We start from the raw sequence: 15472 nt of genomic DNA, 5'->3' as shown, positions 1-15472 counted from the left end.
AACTATATCGTTCTGCACCCCTAGGCAAATCTGAAAGAGCTTAGGGTTTCGCCTTGGTAAGCTCTGTCATGAATGGCTGCGATTAGCGGATGCTGATAGCCACGGGGTGTCGAATATGGATCTGCACTGCGCCTTGATGAAGGACAGCTACCCGCCATACCACGCCCCATCAGGCTGAGACAGCAACTGCAAAGAGTTGAGTTGTCCCGACTCGCGCCCTCATGGTTCCCTTGACCTTTCCCCAAACGATCCAGGTCCCATGAGCAATCACGAAGAATTCCCACAGCAGTGGGGCGACCACCTTCACGCTGAAGCTCCAATTACCGCACAAGAATACGTACCGCCTAAAACATCTAGCGCACTGCGGCTTGAGGACATGTACCCCGAGCCATTCGAGCAGCTGTGCTGGTGGCTTCTTCAGAAAGAACACACGCTCACCGGCTGCCAGCGCCTGGGTAATAAAGGAAAGGTTTCCCAGCACGGCATCGACTTATTCGCATTTGATCGTCTGAGCAAGAACCGTTTATTGGTATTCGAATGCAAGTGTTGGAAGGATTTCACCGGCCGCGACCTGACCACTGCGGTGGACCGTTTCCTAGCTGGCAGGTGGGCAGAATCCGCAGGACGCTTCACACTAATCCTGGCTCAAAACACCATCAAATCTCTGGACGAACCTTGGGTTGAAGCCCAGCACAAATTATCGGCGCGTGGAATCGAGGCAGATTTATGGACTGCGGAACACCTAACGGAAAAGCTCAAAAACGCCCCAGACGTGCTCACTCGCTTTTTCTCCGGGCCGCATGTCGATCAGTTCTGCAATCAGTGGATGCAGCGTGTGGGCTTTCAGGAAATGTTCTTGAAAGCGCTCAAAGATCCGAGAGCAGAAGTGTCAGCGTTGGCAAATGAATTTCTGAACAGCGGAGCGATTGACAAGGAAGACCTCACCATTCGCCATGCGAACGGCCGACATTGGGCCTTGAAAAAGCTATGGGTCGATGTATCGGCGATGCTCCCCACACCCGAGGACTATCCAGGCTCGGCCATCATTTCGATCTCCATGCCCGACACTGAAGGTGTAATGGTGGTCCTGGACCAATCGTGGCTGCTGAACAACTTATTAGGTAACGAGGGCGAACCGCTGCTGGCGCAATGCCGTCCTTTTTTCCAAGGCGTAACCACGCAGACACCGAATAACCACATAGTTGACTTGAAAAACTGCCGGTTCCTCCTGCCTGAGCCAGCAGCCCAAGAACTCATCAATGTCGCGGACGAGTTTTCAGCACAGTACCTACAGAGTTTGAAGCAAGTCGAGACGCAATGGGAGGCGCAACACTTTCCCGTCGTGAAATGGGCGGGTACGCGAGTCGCATTATGCAAAGTCGATGCTTGGGTGTGGGAGCAAATGCTTGAGTTCGCCAACGTGCACGACACCAATAAAGGCAATTCTGCATGGCACATGTTCCACAATGCGTCGAATAGACTCATGCCGGTTTCAAGCGCTGGGTACCATGGCGTTATCTTCGGCGCCGCCATCGAGGACCTTTGCTACATGGATCAGGTTGCAATCCTATGGGAACCACCGACCTATCATGCTTACAATGAATCCCGGTGGTCGTGTATGGAGACCTATCAGTGGCTGACCAACGAGTTGCTCCCTGCAATCGGGCGTTGGCAGGCGGGTCAAATCGGCCGATATTGGCGGAACTGGCTACGTCCATTAGCAACACGAGCAAAGATCGCCCGTGTCACCGAGTTTTGGAGCAGCTCAGAACCTTACAGCGATGTGCGCAGAATGCCGTTGGTCGAGGCTGACAGATTCCGAAAACTGGGAGTCCTGGAAACATTGGAGACGCTTCAGTATTTTTACAACAGTGATCGAAGCAACCGTGCTCGGTTTACGACCAATCAGCGTGCAGGTTTGTATCGCGCCCTGATGCTGTTACTCAAAGGCGGTAAGGGCTTTACCGGGTATATACGCTCAAGCCTAGGTATCAGCTCAGCAGAGACCCATGAGGAACTACGCGAAGCCATCAGCGACATGTTGAAACAGGCTCACTTTGTTCCGCTCAGTGACAACACCGATTACGTGATGAGAGCCATGCTGGAAGCAACCGGTCGCAACGGAGATTGGATCAGTCCAAAGGATCGTGAACAAATCTTCCAGGCGCTGCTTCCCTACATGCAAGTCTATGACCGCCAGTTGCTCATCGAACGACATAGTCGCTACCTGTGAACATCGCGCAGGTGTCAGCCTGCGCTTTCTCCTAAGATCTCAAGCACCGCCTGCTCCAAAGCGACCATCCCCACAGCATGTTGCCCAAGACCTCCGCCCAGGAGCCTTTCCATTCGGTCTTGGTCAAGCTGATTCTGAAGAAACTCTTGCGTCAGTTGCTGCTTCAGAGCCGAACTGGCAATTTCCAAAAGCGCTCTACCTCGGGGAGACAAACCATCCCTGGACTCGGGGTCGCGGTCAGGATTCTGGACAAAGTTTTCTGAAATTTTCGTCAGAACCTTGTCATGTTTGCCAGCATTAAATTCGATAAAGTCGCGCTTAAAGGCCTGTAGCAACATCAATACCCGGCCCGACTCCTCAGAAACCAGGCGCTCAAAAAAAGTATCTGCAGCTCCTCTGTCAGTAGGTGACGCACGTTCCAGCTCTTGCAACCATTTAGTGGCAACAAGCGCCCTCTGGTGGTCTGTAATCCGTCGCATCAACGAACTGATGGAAGCTTGAGCCTGGCCTGATGTTATTGCAGCGGCGAGATGCTCAGTCAGATCACTGGGTTTTTCAACGTACCCAACGGCTTTTTGATATTCGGTCTTCTGCACATCATGGGGTTCGTACTTGACCAGGGGATCTATATCGAACACAACCGACCGACTCATCGTGGTAGGTACCACGCCGAAATTCACGCCGTAATGAAGGGCTGAGAACAGAGAGAGGCGTGCATAGACCACACCGTCATCGGCGTTGTGCCCGACGATGATTCGATGACTAAACGGTTTGCGCACTGCATCCAGCCCATCGCCTACGGGGGCATGCCACCAAGCGAAATCAGCTCCAGAACCGTTGAGGGTATAGTTCTTTACTCCCGCCATCTCGGGAAGCCGAGCCAAGTCGGGGAATGTATGTGCCAAGAAGGTCTGAGCGATATAGGTAATGGCCCTAAGCCCGGTACCATTTCCACCTAATTCAAGCTTTCCCGTGAGCGTACCGGGATAATATTTTTCTCGTGCTCCTACGCTTTTAATACGTATTTCATGCCCCGGTTTCTGCATGGTAGCAATGAAAGCTTGTGCTTCTTGCGGTGAGTTGGCAGCCAGTACAAACTCACCTCCATCCTCGGCATCAGCGACTGGAAAGATACGCGGGCTCACGTAACTGATCGAGCTGTCGCTCAACCGCACTTCGCCATTCGTTTCAGGATCAATCAATAGAACAGGCTTGACCTCGCCAGTAGCTTTTTGATGATCACCAACAACGCCGAGCTGAGCATTGAAGAAGCGCAACTGATCAGCAATGATCTCGGCCAACCCTGAATAGGCTTCGTTGTGCTTCTCACAATAAATACCTTTATTGGTACGGCGCCCGCCAAGAGCAGCGGGAAAAACGTGTTCGCGAGAATTTGCAGCTACGCCGCAGATAATGCAGGTTCTAGACATGGTGCTACCCATCGGTGCGATGCTTTTTCCATGTATACCACTACGCGCTATATGCTCATATCACTGGCGCACACGAGCATGACTCACGTTGCTCAGCGACAACCTCAGGTAACCGACGTAAAGACTTTATAAAACGCTTAAGAGGCCTTGTGCCTCAGCAGCCGACCTCATGATTACCAACCAACTCCAATACTTCCCCAAAACTAGCCTCTGCTCGAATAGGCTCGCGTATCTTCCGCTGACGCTCTGAACCTACCTCAACCACACCAGTTTCGGGGTACCAGCTCCCTAACCCAGGTTAAAAGCCTAACCCCTCCGAAGACCTGAAACTGCGCACACCATCCCCATCAAGCGCAGCCCCATGAACCCACTCCACATCTTCAAACCCGGCACCCACACCGCCCAATGCGGCACCACCTACAACTTCACCGAAGCCGACCTGGCCGCCACCGTCGCCGCCTACAACCCAACCTTGCACGAAGCACCATTAGTCATCGGCCACCCACAACACGACGCCCCAGCCGCCGGCTGGGTCAAATCCCTGTCCGCCACCGCCCACGGCCTCATCGCCGAACCCCAACAAATCGACGCATCCTTCGCCGAGCAAATCGCCAAGGGCAGCTACAAGAAAATCTCCGCATCCTTCTACCACCCAACCGCCGCCAACAACCCCGTGCCCGGCGTCTATTACTTGCGCCATGTCGGCTTCCTCGGCGCACAGCCGCCGGCCGTCAAAGGCCTTCGGCCCATCGAACTGGCCGAAGGCGAGCCCGGCGTCATTGAATTCAACGAAGGCGCCCTGCAAACCACGTCATCCGCCGCTGCATTAGAAGCAGAGAACAAACGCCTCAAAGCCGAACTCGCCCAACGCGACAACGCTGCCCGTATCACCGAACAGCAAACGCTCCACACCGCCAGCGTCGCCTACGCCGAACAACTGGTCGCCGCCGGCATGAAGCCACTGCACGCCCCAGTCGTCATCGCAGCCCTCGACGCCGCGCAGTCCGGCACCAACCCCTTGTCGTTCGGCGAAGGCGACCAGCGCCAGCCGTTAAGCGACGGCCTCAAAACCCTCTTCAACGACCTGACCAACCCCGTCAGTTTCACCGAAGTCGCCACCAAGACCCGCACCGGCCTAACCGACGCCGCACCCACCAACCCTCTACTCGCCGACGCCGCAGCCCGCGCCCAACGCTAGGAATCCCCCATGGCCACCTTCAACCAACCCAAAGACCTGGGCGATTTGCTGCTGCTCCAAGTCAGCCCCGGCTGGACCAAAAGCAACGTCACGCTGCTCGCCGGCACCGACTACCCACTCGGTCAGGTACTCGCCAAAGTCGCCGGCATATACCAACGCCTTGATCCCGCCGGCAGCGGTGCCGCCAAAAAGGCCGCCGCCGTTATGGCCGAACGCGTAGACGCCACGGCTGGCGATCAACCCGGCGTGATCATCGCCCGCGGCGCCGTCCTCGCCATAGCGCACCTGGTCTGGCCCGCCGGCATCACCGAAGCCCAGCAAGCCGTCGCCCTCGACGAACTCAACGCCCTAGGCATCGTCGCCCGCGCAACCCTCTAACCCGGAGCCACCCATGAACCTGCCAGACCTGTTCAGCGTCGCCAACCTCACCGCCGCCATCAACAAACTCCCGGCCATCCCCGGCAAGGTCGGCGCCATGGGCCTGTTTGACGAAAAAGGCGTCACCAGCACCAGCGTCATCATCGACGAGCGCGAAGGCCGGTTAGTGCTAGTGCCCAACACTTCACGCAACGACGACCCCGCGCCGCTCGAAGGCCGCAAACGCAAACGCCGCACCTTCGAAACCCTGCACCTGCCCGTCAGCAGCTCGATCCTGCCCAGTCAGTTGCAAGGCATCGCCACCTTCGGCCAGGAAAGCGCCACCGCGCCCGTCGTCACCGTCGTCAACGACCACCTGCAGGAACTCAAAAACAGCATCGAAGCCACCCGCGAATTCCAACGCGTCGGCGCACTGCGCGGCCAATTGCTGGACGCCGATGGCTCGGTATTGTTCGACCTGTTTGACGAATTCGACGTCAAACAGAAAAAGGTCACCGTGCCACTCAGCAAGCCCGAGACCAACGTGCGCAAAGCCTGCCTCGACGCCAAGCGCCACGCCGAATCCAAACTCGGCGGCGTGATGGTCACCGGCTTTCGCGCCTTGTGCGGGCCAGATTGGTTCGACGCCTTCACCGACCACGCCAAAGTCAAAGAAGCTTTCGCCCACTACCAGGCCGCGCAAGATCGTCTCGGTGGTGACATGCGCTCGGGCTTCACCTTCGGCGGCATCGAGTACATCGAATACGACGTCACCGTCAGCGGCCAGCGCTTCATCCCGGCCGACATCGCCCAGGTTTTTCCCGTCGCCCGCGGCGTATTCCGTCTGTTCAACGCCCCGGCCAATTACAACGAAACCGTCAACACCCTGGGCCAGGCGTTCTACAGCAAAGCCGAGCCGCGCAAGATGGGCAAAGGCTGGGACCTGGAAGCCCAGGCCAACCCCTTGGCCATGTGCCTGTTCCCCGAAGCCCTCGTTGAACTGAAGGCGGGTTGAGCCATGCGCTACTGCACCCGTGCCGACCTCGGCAACGCCATCCCGTTGATGACCCTCATCCAGCTCTCCAACGACGACCCGGCCGCCGCCGTGCCCAACGAAAGCGTCATCGATGACGGCGTGCGCCAGGCCCAGGAACTGGTCGACGGTTACCTGCGCGGCCGCTATCAACTGCCACTCGACCCGGTGCCCACCGTCCTGCGCGATGCCGTCGTCTACCTGGCCCGCCACTGGCTCTACCAACGCCGCCCCGAGGGCGCCTTGCCCGACGCCGTGAAGGACAGCCGCAAAGACACCCTCCAACTACTGGAAAACATCCGCGACGGCGTCATCACCCTCGGCACACCCACCGGCCAGGCCGTGCCAGAGCCGGGCGAGATCCGCGTGCGCGCACGTCCTCAACAATTCGGCGCCCAACAGTGGGACCGCTATTAATGACCCTGGCCAAAACCCAAACCGAACAACTGCTCGACGCCATGCTCGTCCGGCTACAAGCCGACCTTGGCAGCGAATTGATGATCGAGCTGTTCCCTGAAAACCCGTTGCAATACCGGCTCAACCATCCCCGCGGTGCCGTCTTGCTCGCCTACGGCAAATCTACGTTCGGGCAATCAGAAAGCACCGACGCCTGCTTCCAGGCACGTCACTGGGTGCTGCGCCTCACATTGGTGTTTCGCCAACTCAATGGCAAAGACGGCGTCGTCGGTCACCTTGACCGCATCCGCACCTGCCTCACCGGCTGGTACCCGCCGCACGCCAACCAGGCCTGCCGCCCCGTCGCAGAACACTTTATCGGCCACCACAACGGCGTCTGGCAGTACGCCCAAGACTTCACCACCCGCACCACACACCTGCAAACCCTTGTCCCCGAAAGCGGACCTCGGCTGACCTCAGCTCAATGCCAGGAGCACCCATGAAACTCACAACGTACCGCTACGCCGGGCCCCCCAGTTGCGCCTCTCTACGCGTCGGCAAAACCGGCGAACGCCTTGAAGTCCTCCTGCACCCAGGCCAACCGGTCAGCATGCCGGCCGACCACGAATACACCCGCGTTTTGCTGGCCCTCAAACACCTGCATCCGCACCCCGTTAACCCTCTGCCGACGGGCTTACCCGTAAAGGCAGCACAAACATTATCCGCCGCGAAGGAATAACCCATGCCTGCCAACTACCTACACGGCATCGAAACCACTGAAGTCGAACGCGGCCCCAGACCCATCCGGGTGGTTAAATCCGCCGTCATCGCCGTGATCGGCACGGCGCCCACTGGCCCCATCAACGAGCTGACCCTATGCCTTAACGACACCCACGCCGCACAGTTCGGCCCGCACAGGACAGGCTTCTCCATCCCCGAAGCCCTGCAAGGCATCTTCGACTTCGGCGCCGGCACCGTACTGGTCGTCAACGTGCTCGATCCTGCCGTCCACAGCACCACCGTGGACGAGCAAGACAAACAGTTCGCCCCCAACGATCTATTGCAACTGGAACACGGTGCGCTGCAAACGCTGCAAATAAAATCCGCCGACGGGTTGATCACCTACCTGGAAAGCACCGACTACAAAGCCGACAGGCTCACAGGTCACATCAGGCGCCTGCCGACCGGCAACATTGCCGCCAACGCCCCGATCAAAGTGGCCTACACCTACGCCGATCCCAGCAAAGTCACCGCGACGGACATCATCGGCGCCGTCAACGCTGCCGGGCGGCGCACCGGCCTGAAAGCCTTCCAAGACAGCTATAACCAGCTGGGCTTCTTTCCTAAAGTCTTCATTGCCCCGGGCTTCAGCACCTTGAAAGAAGTGACCGCCGAACTGGGCGCCTCGGCCGGCCAAGTCGGCGGCATCGCCTACATCGACGCGCCCATCGGCACCACCGTGCAGCAGGTATTGGCCGGGCGCGGTCCAGCGGGTGCCATTAACTTCAACACCAGCAGTGACCGTGTTCGGTTGTGCTACCCGCACATCAAAGTCCGCGACGCCGCCCACGGCGAACGCCTGCAACCGCTGTCCATTCGCGCCGCCGGCCTACGCGCCAAAGTCGACAACGACCACGGCTACTGGTGGAGCAGTTCCAACCAGGAACTGATCGGCGTCATAGGCCTGGAGCGGCCGCTAACTGCTCGGGTCGATGACTCGAACAGCGAAGTCAACCTGCTCAACGAAAACGGCATCACCACCGTCTTCAACTCCTTCGGCAGTGGCCTGCGCTTATGGGGTAACCGCACAGCGGCCTGGCCGACCGTCACCCACATGCGCAACTTCGAAAACGTGCGACGCACCAAAGACGTCGTTGATGAATCCATCCGCTACAGCGCATTGCAATTCGTCGACCAGCCCATCACCACCTCGTTAATCACCAGCATCACCGAAAGCGTCAACCTGTTCCTGCGCAAACTCATCGGCGACGGCGCCTTACTCGGCGGCGAGTGCTGGTACGACCCGGCTCGCAACCCACAAACCCAATTGGAACAAGGCCACGCACTGTTCAACTACAAACTCACCGTGCCGCTGCCGTTTGAGCGTGGCACCTTTGAAACTGAAATCACCGGGGACTACCTGGTCAACTTGGGGGCTGCATAAATGGCCGGCTTTAGCGCGCATCGTATTTCTAACGCCAACGTGTACCTGGATGGCACCAGCTTCTTTGGCAAATGCGAAGAGATCGACCTGGGCACCATCAAAACCGTGATGAGCGACTTCCAGGGGCTGGGCATGGTCGGGCTGATCGAGCTGCCCGATGGCATCGACAAGCTGGAAGGGAAAATTACGTGGAACAGCTTGTACTTTGAGGCGGCCAAGAAGCTGGTGACGCCGTTCAAGAGCGTGCAGTTGCAGTGCCGTTCTAACGTGCAGGTGTTCAACAATGGCGGGTTGGTGAATGAGATTCCGCTGGTCACGACCATGACCATCACGGGGAAGGAGTATCAGTTGGGCACGCACAAGCCGCGAGATCCGACCAAGTACGAGACGCCGTTTTCGGCGACCTACGTGCGGCAGATGATCAATGGGGATGAGGTGGTGTTGCTGGATTATTTGGCGAATATTTTTCGGGTGGGTGGGGAGGATCAGTTGGCCAAGTACCGGAAAAACATAGGGCAGGCTTAAATTTCATTGCCATTCGAGGGTTGTAAGGAAGTGACTCACGAAGCCGGGACGTCAGCCGATATTGAGCGTGAATTTCTTAAAACTGGATAATCATTGATGGCTGATTTGACGTGGTTGCAGACCCTCGCGGCTTCACTCCTCACTGCTGCTATAACCCTTGCTGGCACGAGCTGCCAGCAAGCTCGCCAAGATGAGCGAGCGGACAGAGCTAAATTTCTGGACGGTGCCCAAGCCACGGCGCAAGAAACCAGCCGCCTGTTGTACGATGGCTACAATGCGCTCGATAAGTTATTAAAAGAAACGGATAACAAAGGTTGGGAGGAATTTTCTAAAGGGCCGTGGCATGAGTACATGCAATTCCAACGAAGCTGGCGTCAGCAACTGATCGCCGAACACTTTAAGCTGTCTCGTTACTTTGGCAAAAATATGGCGAATGAGCTAATTCATATCGATGAAATCGACATTCATCCTGTAAATAATCATTCCTCCCCAAATCCTTGCTCGCCGCCGGGGGACGACAAGAATTATGATATCGAAAAGCTTTACGGCCAAATCGAATGTTACGCTCGATTTACGACATTGAAACAGGATGTTATTAATGCGGACATTAAAGATAGAACGACCGAAGGGCTATTCGATGCGTTAGAATCTAAGCGCAATACCGAAGAGAATGCCTGGAATTTACTACAGCACTACGACAAATTTACGGTTAGCTATTTAAGAAGGCTGGACGCAACGTTAACAGAGTTAGGAGTTTCGAAAGTAACTGTCATGCCAAGCAAATCATAATATATCAGCTGGGCACGCATAAACCGAGGAGTCCGACCAAATAGGAAGCACCGTTTTCGGCGATCTATGTGCGGCAGATGATCAATGGGGATGAGGTGCGACGCTGGATTATCTGGCGGATATTTTTCGGGTGGCCGGGGAGGATTAACTTGTTAATATTCTATGCCTCCCAATCTTATTTCCACATACCTAGCGTCCTAACTATCGAGGTAAGCGTCAGATAAAATCCATTTTGGTTATGAAGGTCAAGTCGCATGGACTTTGCTGCGGACCTGGAAGGAATCACCCGGGGTCCGATGGAAAAGGTGCGCACCCACGCCCCAGGTTGGAGCTCTGAGAGGTTTTGAACGTCCTGTTGGGATCAAAAAAACCTTCCCTTGGCACCACCCTCCAAGCTAGCCTAGCGCTGATGCTGGCATTTTGCCTGATCGAACTGAAACGTTTGTAATGGATAAGGATTTTGTAATGGATTTGGAAGTCATTCGGGTGGTCGAGCAAGGTGATGCAAAAAACGAATATGTTGTTATTCGCGCTCAGAAAGCCTGTGATCTCAAGGGTTACATGATCTTGGACGAGACCTACAAAGACGATGGTAGCACCAGCAACAAACATCGCCATGTTTTTACTTTTCCTAGCTGGGAAGTAGAAGAAGATGAATATATCTTCATCAGCACAAGATCGGGCACAAACAGAAAAGGAAAGACTACCGAAGGGACTCCTGCGAGCTATTTCTACTGGGGGCTGAATAGCTCGGTATGGAACGAAGAGGGAGACAAGGTGCATCTTGTTAAAATCGAAAGCGCTGTCACCTTTAAAGTTCCTAGCGCTGTCTAAGCGTCCATATTGTTTTTAAAGCCCCAGCAAGCCGGGGCTTTTCCCCGAAAATATTGTCATCAACGCTATCCCGCAACATTTACGAACTCAGTTGACCATAAAACACAACCCCGCTGACTGCTACGCACAATTTTGGGAATGTTATGTTGAAACGCGAAAAACTGATCAAAGACATTACACTCCACCTGACACATCTAAGCGCAGCTGTAGAAGTTCTCGGAGGAATGCACTTTTTCGACCTCAATATTGCAGCAGAACACTTCTTCGAACGGTTGCTAAATCAGATCTACGGGTACAATCTTGTCAACCTCAACCATAGCCAGTTAAACGCTGCTGCAATCGACTTAGCTGACAAAAACCTTGGCCTCGCCGTTCAGGTCACTTCGGATCGACGAGCGCAAAAGATACAAAAGACCTTGGACAAGTTCGGGAAGCATGGGTTGGGGACGACCTACAAGTCTCTCAAAGTCCTGTTGATTGGCAAAAGAACAGGCAAGTACAGCACTGTAGTAGTTCCTAGCGGAGTGAACTTCAATTGCATTACCGACGTTATTGATAATAAATCGCTAATGCAGGACATCGAAAGAAAGACGACGCTTGAGCTCCAAGCTATACTTTTACTCATAAAAAGTGAGATTAGCTATGGTAATACCGTAATATCTGCCTTGGACAAGACCGATGCGGAGGCTCTTGACGATATCCGGGAACTTATGGATTGCCCCGCACTACAGGATGCTTGGGACATGGAAAACAACTATAGGGATTTCGGGAGAACGATCACCGACCTTATTGGCTTAATAAAAGCAGGCAAGTGGAAGGAGCAACTCGTGACGAAGCCTCGATCCAAATTTGATGATCACACACTTGCCGATCAGCTCAACGTCATTTACAACCAATTGCGCGTTCTACGACAGCTTTTTCGTACCCACGTCCAGAGTGGGGAGATTAATTTAAATGACAATATTTGCGATTTACATTTGCCAGAGACTGCGGCGACTTTCGACAAACTTCGCAATGCAATCAATGCTGGATTCAACAATATTACCAAGCCTTACAATCTTCCAGCGCTACCAAATGTAAGCTAGCCTATAATTAACGACCAGCACTTATTCATCACGACACAAGGAATGGACGACCATGAAGTCATTAAAGCGCTCTCGAGTACCGCTACCAACCTTGGCTTGCTGGCCTCAACAATGGCCTGAGTCTGATGAAGTCTGGCATATATTTAATCTTCAGCTAAAACGTGATGGAAAGCTAGATTGGTTTCTGCGCAACCCTGCTGACGGACCAATAACTTATAATAATTTGGATGACGCACTAACGGACGTCAAGGCTACAAATACTAAATTAATTAAAGCTTTGGATGCGTTGGCGTTACCTCCTGAGGAAAAGCTTTCGATAAAGCTCAAGGTCGAGAAATCGATCACTGCCGAAGGCCGTTTGATGGACGAAGAAAGCTGGATGTTGAAGGAGGCAATTAATCGGCATGTGAATGATCCGCGTCCAAAAGCAGGAGAGCTATTGCTTTCGCCAGGTCTAGAGAAGCTGCGTGAGCCACTGTTTAAGGTGCTCCAGCAATTCCCGTACATCCGTTATGCACGGATTTCTCAATTTGGTATCACTTTGACTCGTAAAGACGACAACGATTGGACTACAAGAGCGCTTCACGATCGAAAGACGGCCATCTATTGCGCACGTGAAAAAATAGCCAGAGGATTTAATCTGGCCGGTACAGATCATTGGGGGAAAACCAAGGCCAAAATTCGTTCTGCATTGCTCCCTAGGGCGAATCAGCTGCTTCAAGAAACGGGATTCAAGATGATGCTCGACGATGCGAAACGTCGTGGCCAACGTGTCGTCGTCTGTGGCGGTTTTGTATTTTGGTACGAAGAAAAAGACTCTGTCGGATGGATAGTTATGCAGATGGGGGAGTCGAGTACTGGAAAAGAAGGACATACACTTTGGAGAGAAGGAACAATACTTTCTAAAAATCATGGCCGGATCGTTGTGCTTCCATACATTAAGGAAAGTGGTGAGTTTGTTAAGGGCCACACCAAGAACGCACCTCATGATGGTAAAGCTAAACTCAGACATCCTGACCATTACGTCGAGCTACCTTTCGAAATTCTCGACGGCGATTTGATGTACGACCTGCTAGGTCGTATGAAATATGAATAAAATAGTTTCTCAGTAGCTCTGCGCCTACCCCTTTCAAACACTCATGGTTCCAATGATGACTCAAAGCAATCCGCAAAATGTACTGGACCAATGGTATGAACGATCATCCGTCGTCGCGGTGGGGCATTACCGTGCGGCGCTCAGGTATTCCAGATTGCATTTTTGGCTGGCGCTACCCACCGTGGGGCTTTCAGCAATAGTCGGTACAGCTGTGTTTGCTACGCTTCAACAGCAATCCAATTTCTGGTTGCAACTCGGCGTGGGCGCAATGAGCGTGATAGCGGCAATCCTTACCGCGTTGCAATCAACACTTCGCTATCAGGAACTGGCGGAAAAGCATCGTGCCGCAGGGGCAAAATACAATGCCATTGGTAGAGAGATAGAGCTTATGCGCATCCTCCCTCAGATCGATGCCGAAAAGGTTGAAGACCTTAGGGGCCGTATTGACTCTCTAGCATTTGAATCACCGCATATCCCTCAAGCTGTTCATGAGCATATGCAGGCTGAAAAAGTTAACCAGTGGGGCGAATCCGGTTTGAATTCGAAAATTTAAGATTCGCCTTGTTTGCGAGCGCGGAAGTAGTACCGCCCCGTCAGCGAATCAGTTGGACAGTCCTAGCAAAATGTTGCCTGCGTTCAATTACCCAAGTCGGATGCCATCAAATTGTTCATGGCAATCTCCACCAAAGCTCGCGCAGATATGGGACCGTCAAGGGACAGAGGACTTTCGTGGGGCTACAACATCCAGCGCCATTCCCTACAACCACCACAGAATCCCCCGGCAGCGCATCCATAGCCCCCCCGGTATCTTATCCCCCGTCGCCGCCCGCGGTGACCGGGCGGAGCAGCCTGCGGTGGTACTTAGGTGCCTCTCATGAATGAACAGGTTGCTCCGCCCGATGTTTGATGGCGCTGTACGCTGGGCCCCTAGGCTTTCTGGTGATGCCAGGTTCTCCGGTCTACTCCGGCTACAGCGGCCATCTTTTAGCGCCCCGGCTACTTATGGTGGCTGTGCGAGGGTTCAACTCACTGCATCGAATTGCGACCTCTTTGCTGGTGACCTCGTACAGCTGCCTCCCTCCGCCAAGCAGCCTTCAAAACCCATTAAGAGCGGTCGAGGGCCGAAGCCAGTCGCCCAAGACAACAACCTCCAACCTCAAACCCTCTGCCGAGAAAGCACGTCGTTGCTGCGGGCAAATGTAGGTAAATTCCTCAAAGCATCCGCCAGCGTATTATCTACAGCATGATCTCGTTTAATATCGATGAGGCCGGAGGGTCCCATAAGACGCTGTATTTGCAACAATACAGTTTCAAGAAATAACGAAGAAAACTCGGCCCGTTTAATTGCTGTAAACATATCCAACGTGACACGTTTAAATACATTCCACGTTACGCCCTAAAGGCTACGAGACCTTGCGTCCTTACTTACGCATGCGTCAGAATCCGCTGGCTTGTGCCCTTTGCCCCTGGCCTCTATCGTTTACCTGCCACTGCCCATCAGTGGTCGGGTTTAGTCGCTCGGTCGGTTTTAGTAAAGTGTATGAGTACCATTCAGTCGGGTCATCTATTCCTGTACTTGATGGTGGTTGTGCGCAGGGCGCCCTTGGGCGCGCCGGGTTTGCTAATTCCACCGGTCGACTAACCTGCGTACAGCCGCCACCCTCTTTTAGTCGAGAACGGTTGCGGCCCCAACTCTGGAATTAGTCATATGTTCAAGGTTACTCCCAACCCCCCGGATATCGACTCGGTACTCTACGGCGACTCTCTCGACCCCGAAAAGTTGAAAGAGGCGGCAGACCGCGCGCTCAAGCACTACCTGAACCCCGGGGCAACGAAAACGCAGATACAGCCCCGCAAGCTCAGCACGATCTTCACCATCGACGCAGCGGTGGATGACGAAACGTTGCTCGTTGAGGCGTGCGAATCCTTCGCATCCGCCAGCGTGATGGTCAGCGACCTCACCGATTTAACGGACGGCCCACGACGCCAAACGATGCTGGTGCTGCAACGGGTCATCATGTTGGGTGAGTTAGCGGTCAATCGAGTACTGGACAACCACAAGCCTGGGTAGTCGCCGGGCAGATAGCGAGGGCGCTTGCGCCCTCGCTATTTAGAAGCACTCAAGGACTGCTGCTATTTCTTTGCGGCAATGCTACCGACGTAAGATCGCAGATGCTGGCGCGCAGCGCTGTCGGGGCTCAGGCCACGCAGCTCTGTAGACCGTTGCTCTCCATTCGGTAAAAACACCGTCAACATATCGCCCGACACCAGATATGGGGCGGCGTACTGTGTACCTTCATGCTCGATTGTGACTTCATCTTCCATCTGCGAC

General features: G+C 54.4%; 17 protein-coding genes. 15 read left to right on the top strand and 2 right to left on the bottom strand.

The genetic code is table 11. The annotated features are described in order from the left end of the window. Nucleotides 1-259: 259 nt before the first annotated feature. A complete protein-coding gene (locus CD58_RS17680) occupies nt 260-2233 on the top strand; it encodes a hypothetical protein (RefSeq protein ID WP_025214331.1) in 1974 nt (657 codons plus the stop codon). A gap of 14 nt (nt 2234-2247) precedes the next feature. On the opposite strand, the gene CD58_RS17675 is transcribed toward CD58_RS17680, so the two are convergent. Continuing rightward, the gene (locus tag CD58_RS17675; protein WP_144238586.1) at nt 2248-3663 is read right to left on the bottom strand and encodes a hypothetical protein; all 1416 of its coding nucleotides are present in this window, start codon (nt 3661-3663) and stop codon (nt 2248-2250) included. A gap of 361 nt (nt 3664-4024) precedes the next feature. On the opposite strand from CD58_RS17675, the gene CD58_RS17670 reads away from it, so the two are divergent. The 14 genes from CD58_RS17670 (at nt 4025) to CD58_RS17610 (ending at nt 15211) form a co-directional block, all read left to right on the top strand. Beyond that, the gene (locus CD58_RS17670; RefSeq protein ID WP_025214329.1) at nt 4025-4861 is read left to right on the top strand and encodes a peptidase; all 837 of its coding nucleotides are present in this window, start codon (nt 4025-4027) and stop codon (nt 4859-4861) included. A 9-nt stretch (nt 4862-4870) separates the two neighbouring features. Then, on the top strand, nt 4871-5239 hold the full coding sequence (locus tag CD58_RS17665) for a head decoration protein (RefSeq protein WP_025214328.1): 369 nt from the start codon (nt 4871-4873) through the stop codon (nt 5237-5239). Nucleotides 5240-5252: 13 nt separating this feature from the next. Beyond that, nucleotides 5253-6233 (top strand): major capsid protein, encoded by a 981-nt coding sequence (locus tag CD58_RS17660; RefSeq protein WP_025214327.1) that lies wholly within the window; start codon nt 5253-5255, stop codon nt 6231-6233. Between the two features lie 3 nt (nt 6234-6236). Continuing rightward, nucleotides 6237-6668: a gp436 family protein gene (locus tag CD58_RS17655; protein ID WP_025214326.1), complete on the top strand. Its 432-nt coding sequence runs from the start codon at nt 6237-6239 to the stop codon at nt 6666-6668. Then, nucleotides 6668-7150: a Gp37 family protein gene (locus tag CD58_RS17650; protein WP_038436680.1), complete on the top strand. Its 483-nt coding sequence runs from the start codon at nt 6668-6670 to the stop codon at nt 7148-7150. Before CD58_RS17655 ends, CD58_RS17650 begins: the two co-directional genes overlap by 1 nt. Beyond that, nucleotides 7147-7386 carry a hypothetical protein gene (locus tag CD58_RS29365; RefSeq protein ID WP_080712579.1) on the top strand — a complete coding sequence of 80 codons (240 nt, stop codon included), beginning with the start codon at nt 7147-7149 and terminating at the stop codon, nt 7384-7386. Before CD58_RS17650 ends, CD58_RS29365 begins: the two co-directional genes overlap by 4 nt. A gap of 3 nt (nt 7387-7389) precedes the next feature. Then, entirely contained in the window at nt 7390-8811 is a 1422-nt protein-coding gene (locus CD58_RS17645; RefSeq protein WP_025214324.1) for a phage tail sheath subtilisin-like domain-containing protein, read from the top strand. Further along, nucleotides 8812-9336 (top strand): phage major tail tube protein, encoded by a 525-nt coding sequence (locus CD58_RS17640; protein ID WP_025214323.1) that lies wholly within the window; start codon nt 8812-8814, stop codon nt 9334-9336. Between the two features lie 96 nt (nt 9337-9432). Further along, nucleotides 9433-10125 (top strand): hypothetical protein, encoded by a 693-nt coding sequence (locus CD58_RS17635; RefSeq protein ID WP_025214322.1) that lies wholly within the window; start codon nt 9433-9435, stop codon nt 10123-10125. A gap of 465 nt (nt 10126-10590) precedes the next feature. Then, complete coding sequence (locus CD58_RS17630; RefSeq protein WP_025214321.1) at nt 10591-10959, top strand: hypothetical protein; 369 nt, start codon at nt 10591-10593, stop codon at nt 10957-10959. Nucleotides 10960-11102: 143 nt separating this feature from the next. Further along, nucleotides 11103-12044: an SMEK domain-containing protein gene (locus CD58_RS28795; RefSeq protein WP_025214320.1), complete on the top strand. Its 942-nt coding sequence runs from the start codon at nt 11103-11105 to the stop codon at nt 12042-12044. Between the two features lie 52 nt (nt 12045-12096). Beyond that, a complete protein-coding gene (locus CD58_RS17620) occupies nt 12097-13140 on the top strand; it encodes a hypothetical protein (protein ID WP_025214319.1) in 1044 nt (347 codons plus the stop codon). 55 nt (nt 13141-13195) lie between these two features. Then, a complete protein-coding gene (locus CD58_RS28790) occupies nt 13196-13693 on the top strand; it encodes an SLATT domain-containing protein (protein ID WP_025214318.1) in 498 nt (165 codons plus the stop codon). A 1155-nt stretch (nt 13694-14848) separates the two neighbouring features. After that, complete coding sequence (locus tag CD58_RS17610; protein WP_025214317.1) at nt 14849-15211, top strand: DUF6124 family protein; 363 nt, start codon at nt 14849-14851, stop codon at nt 15209-15211. Nucleotides 15212-15273: 62 nt separating this feature from the next. On the opposite strand, the gene CD58_RS17605 is transcribed toward CD58_RS17610, so the two are convergent. After that, nucleotides 15274-15465: a hypothetical protein gene (locus CD58_RS17605; RefSeq protein ID WP_025214316.1), complete on the bottom strand. Its 192-nt coding sequence runs from the start codon at nt 15463-15465 to the stop codon at nt 15274-15276. Nucleotides 15466-15472: the final 7 nt, after the last annotated feature.

This window comes from Pseudomonas brassicacearum (assembly GCF_000585995.1).
Lineage (GTDB): Bacteria > Pseudomonadota > Gammaproteobacteria > Pseudomonadales > Pseudomonadaceae > Aquipseudomonas > Aquipseudomonas brassicacearum_A.
The sequence above is the reverse complement of the archived record's forward strand: the minus strand, read 5'-3'. Positions and strand labels throughout refer to the sequence as shown.

Excerpts from the sequence above, each read along its gene's own strand:
- CD58_RS28795 (WP_025214320.1), top strand. The coding sequence starts at position 11,103 with ATGTTGAAACGCGAAAAACTGATCAAAGACATTACACTCCACCTGACA.
- CD58_RS28790 (WP_025214318.1), top strand. The coding sequence starts at position 13,196 with ATGACTCAAAGCAATCCGCAAAATGTACTGGACCAATGGTATGAACGA.
- CD58_RS17665 (WP_025214328.1), top strand. The coding sequence starts at position 4,871 with ATGGCCACCTTCAACCAACCCAAAGACCTGGGCGATTTGCTGCTGCTC.
- CD58_RS17605 (WP_025214316.1), bottom strand. The coding sequence starts at position 15,465 with ATGGAAGATGAAGTCACAATCGAGCATGAAGGTACACAGTACGCCGCC.
- CD58_RS17630 (WP_025214321.1), top strand. The coding sequence starts at position 10,591 with ATGGATTTGGAAGTCATTCGGGTGGTCGAGCAAGGTGATGCAAAAAAC.
- CD58_RS17675 (WP_144238586.1), bottom strand. The coding sequence starts at position 3,663 with ATGTCTAGAACCTGCATTATCTGCGGCGTAGCTGCAAATTCTCGCGAA.
- CD58_RS17640 (WP_025214323.1), top strand. The coding sequence starts at position 8,812 with ATGGCCGGCTTTAGCGCGCATCGTATTTCTAACGCCAACGTGTACCTG.
- CD58_RS17680 (WP_025214331.1), top strand. The coding sequence starts at position 260 with ATGAGCAATCACGAAGAATTCCCACAGCAGTGGGGCGACCACCTTCAC.
- CD58_RS17650 (WP_038436680.1), top strand. The coding sequence starts at position 6,668 with ATGACCCTGGCCAAAACCCAAACCGAACAACTGCTCGACGCCATGCTC.
- CD58_RS29365 (WP_080712579.1), top strand. The coding sequence starts at position 7,147 with ATGAAACTCACAACGTACCGCTACGCCGGGCCCCCCAGTTGCGCCTCT.
- CD58_RS17645 (WP_025214324.1), top strand. The coding sequence starts at position 7,390 with ATGCCTGCCAACTACCTACACGGCATCGAAACCACTGAAGTCGAACGC.
- CD58_RS17620 (WP_025214319.1), top strand. The coding sequence starts at position 12,097 with ATGAAGTCATTAAAGCGCTCTCGAGTACCGCTACCAACCTTGGCTTGC.
- CD58_RS17655 (WP_025214326.1), top strand. The coding sequence starts at position 6,237 with ATGCGCTACTGCACCCGTGCCGACCTCGGCAACGCCATCCCGTTGATG.
- CD58_RS17670 (WP_025214329.1), top strand. The coding sequence starts at position 4,025 with ATGAACCCACTCCACATCTTCAAACCCGGCACCCACACCGCCCAATGC.
- CD58_RS17635 (WP_025214322.1), top strand. The coding sequence starts at position 9,433 with ATGGCTGATTTGACGTGGTTGCAGACCCTCGCGGCTTCACTCCTCACT.
- CD58_RS17660 (WP_025214327.1), top strand. The coding sequence starts at position 5,253 with ATGAACCTGCCAGACCTGTTCAGCGTCGCCAACCTCACCGCCGCCATC.
- CD58_RS17610 (WP_025214317.1), top strand. The coding sequence starts at position 14,849 with ATGTTCAAGGTTACTCCCAACCCCCCGGATATCGACTCGGTACTCTAC.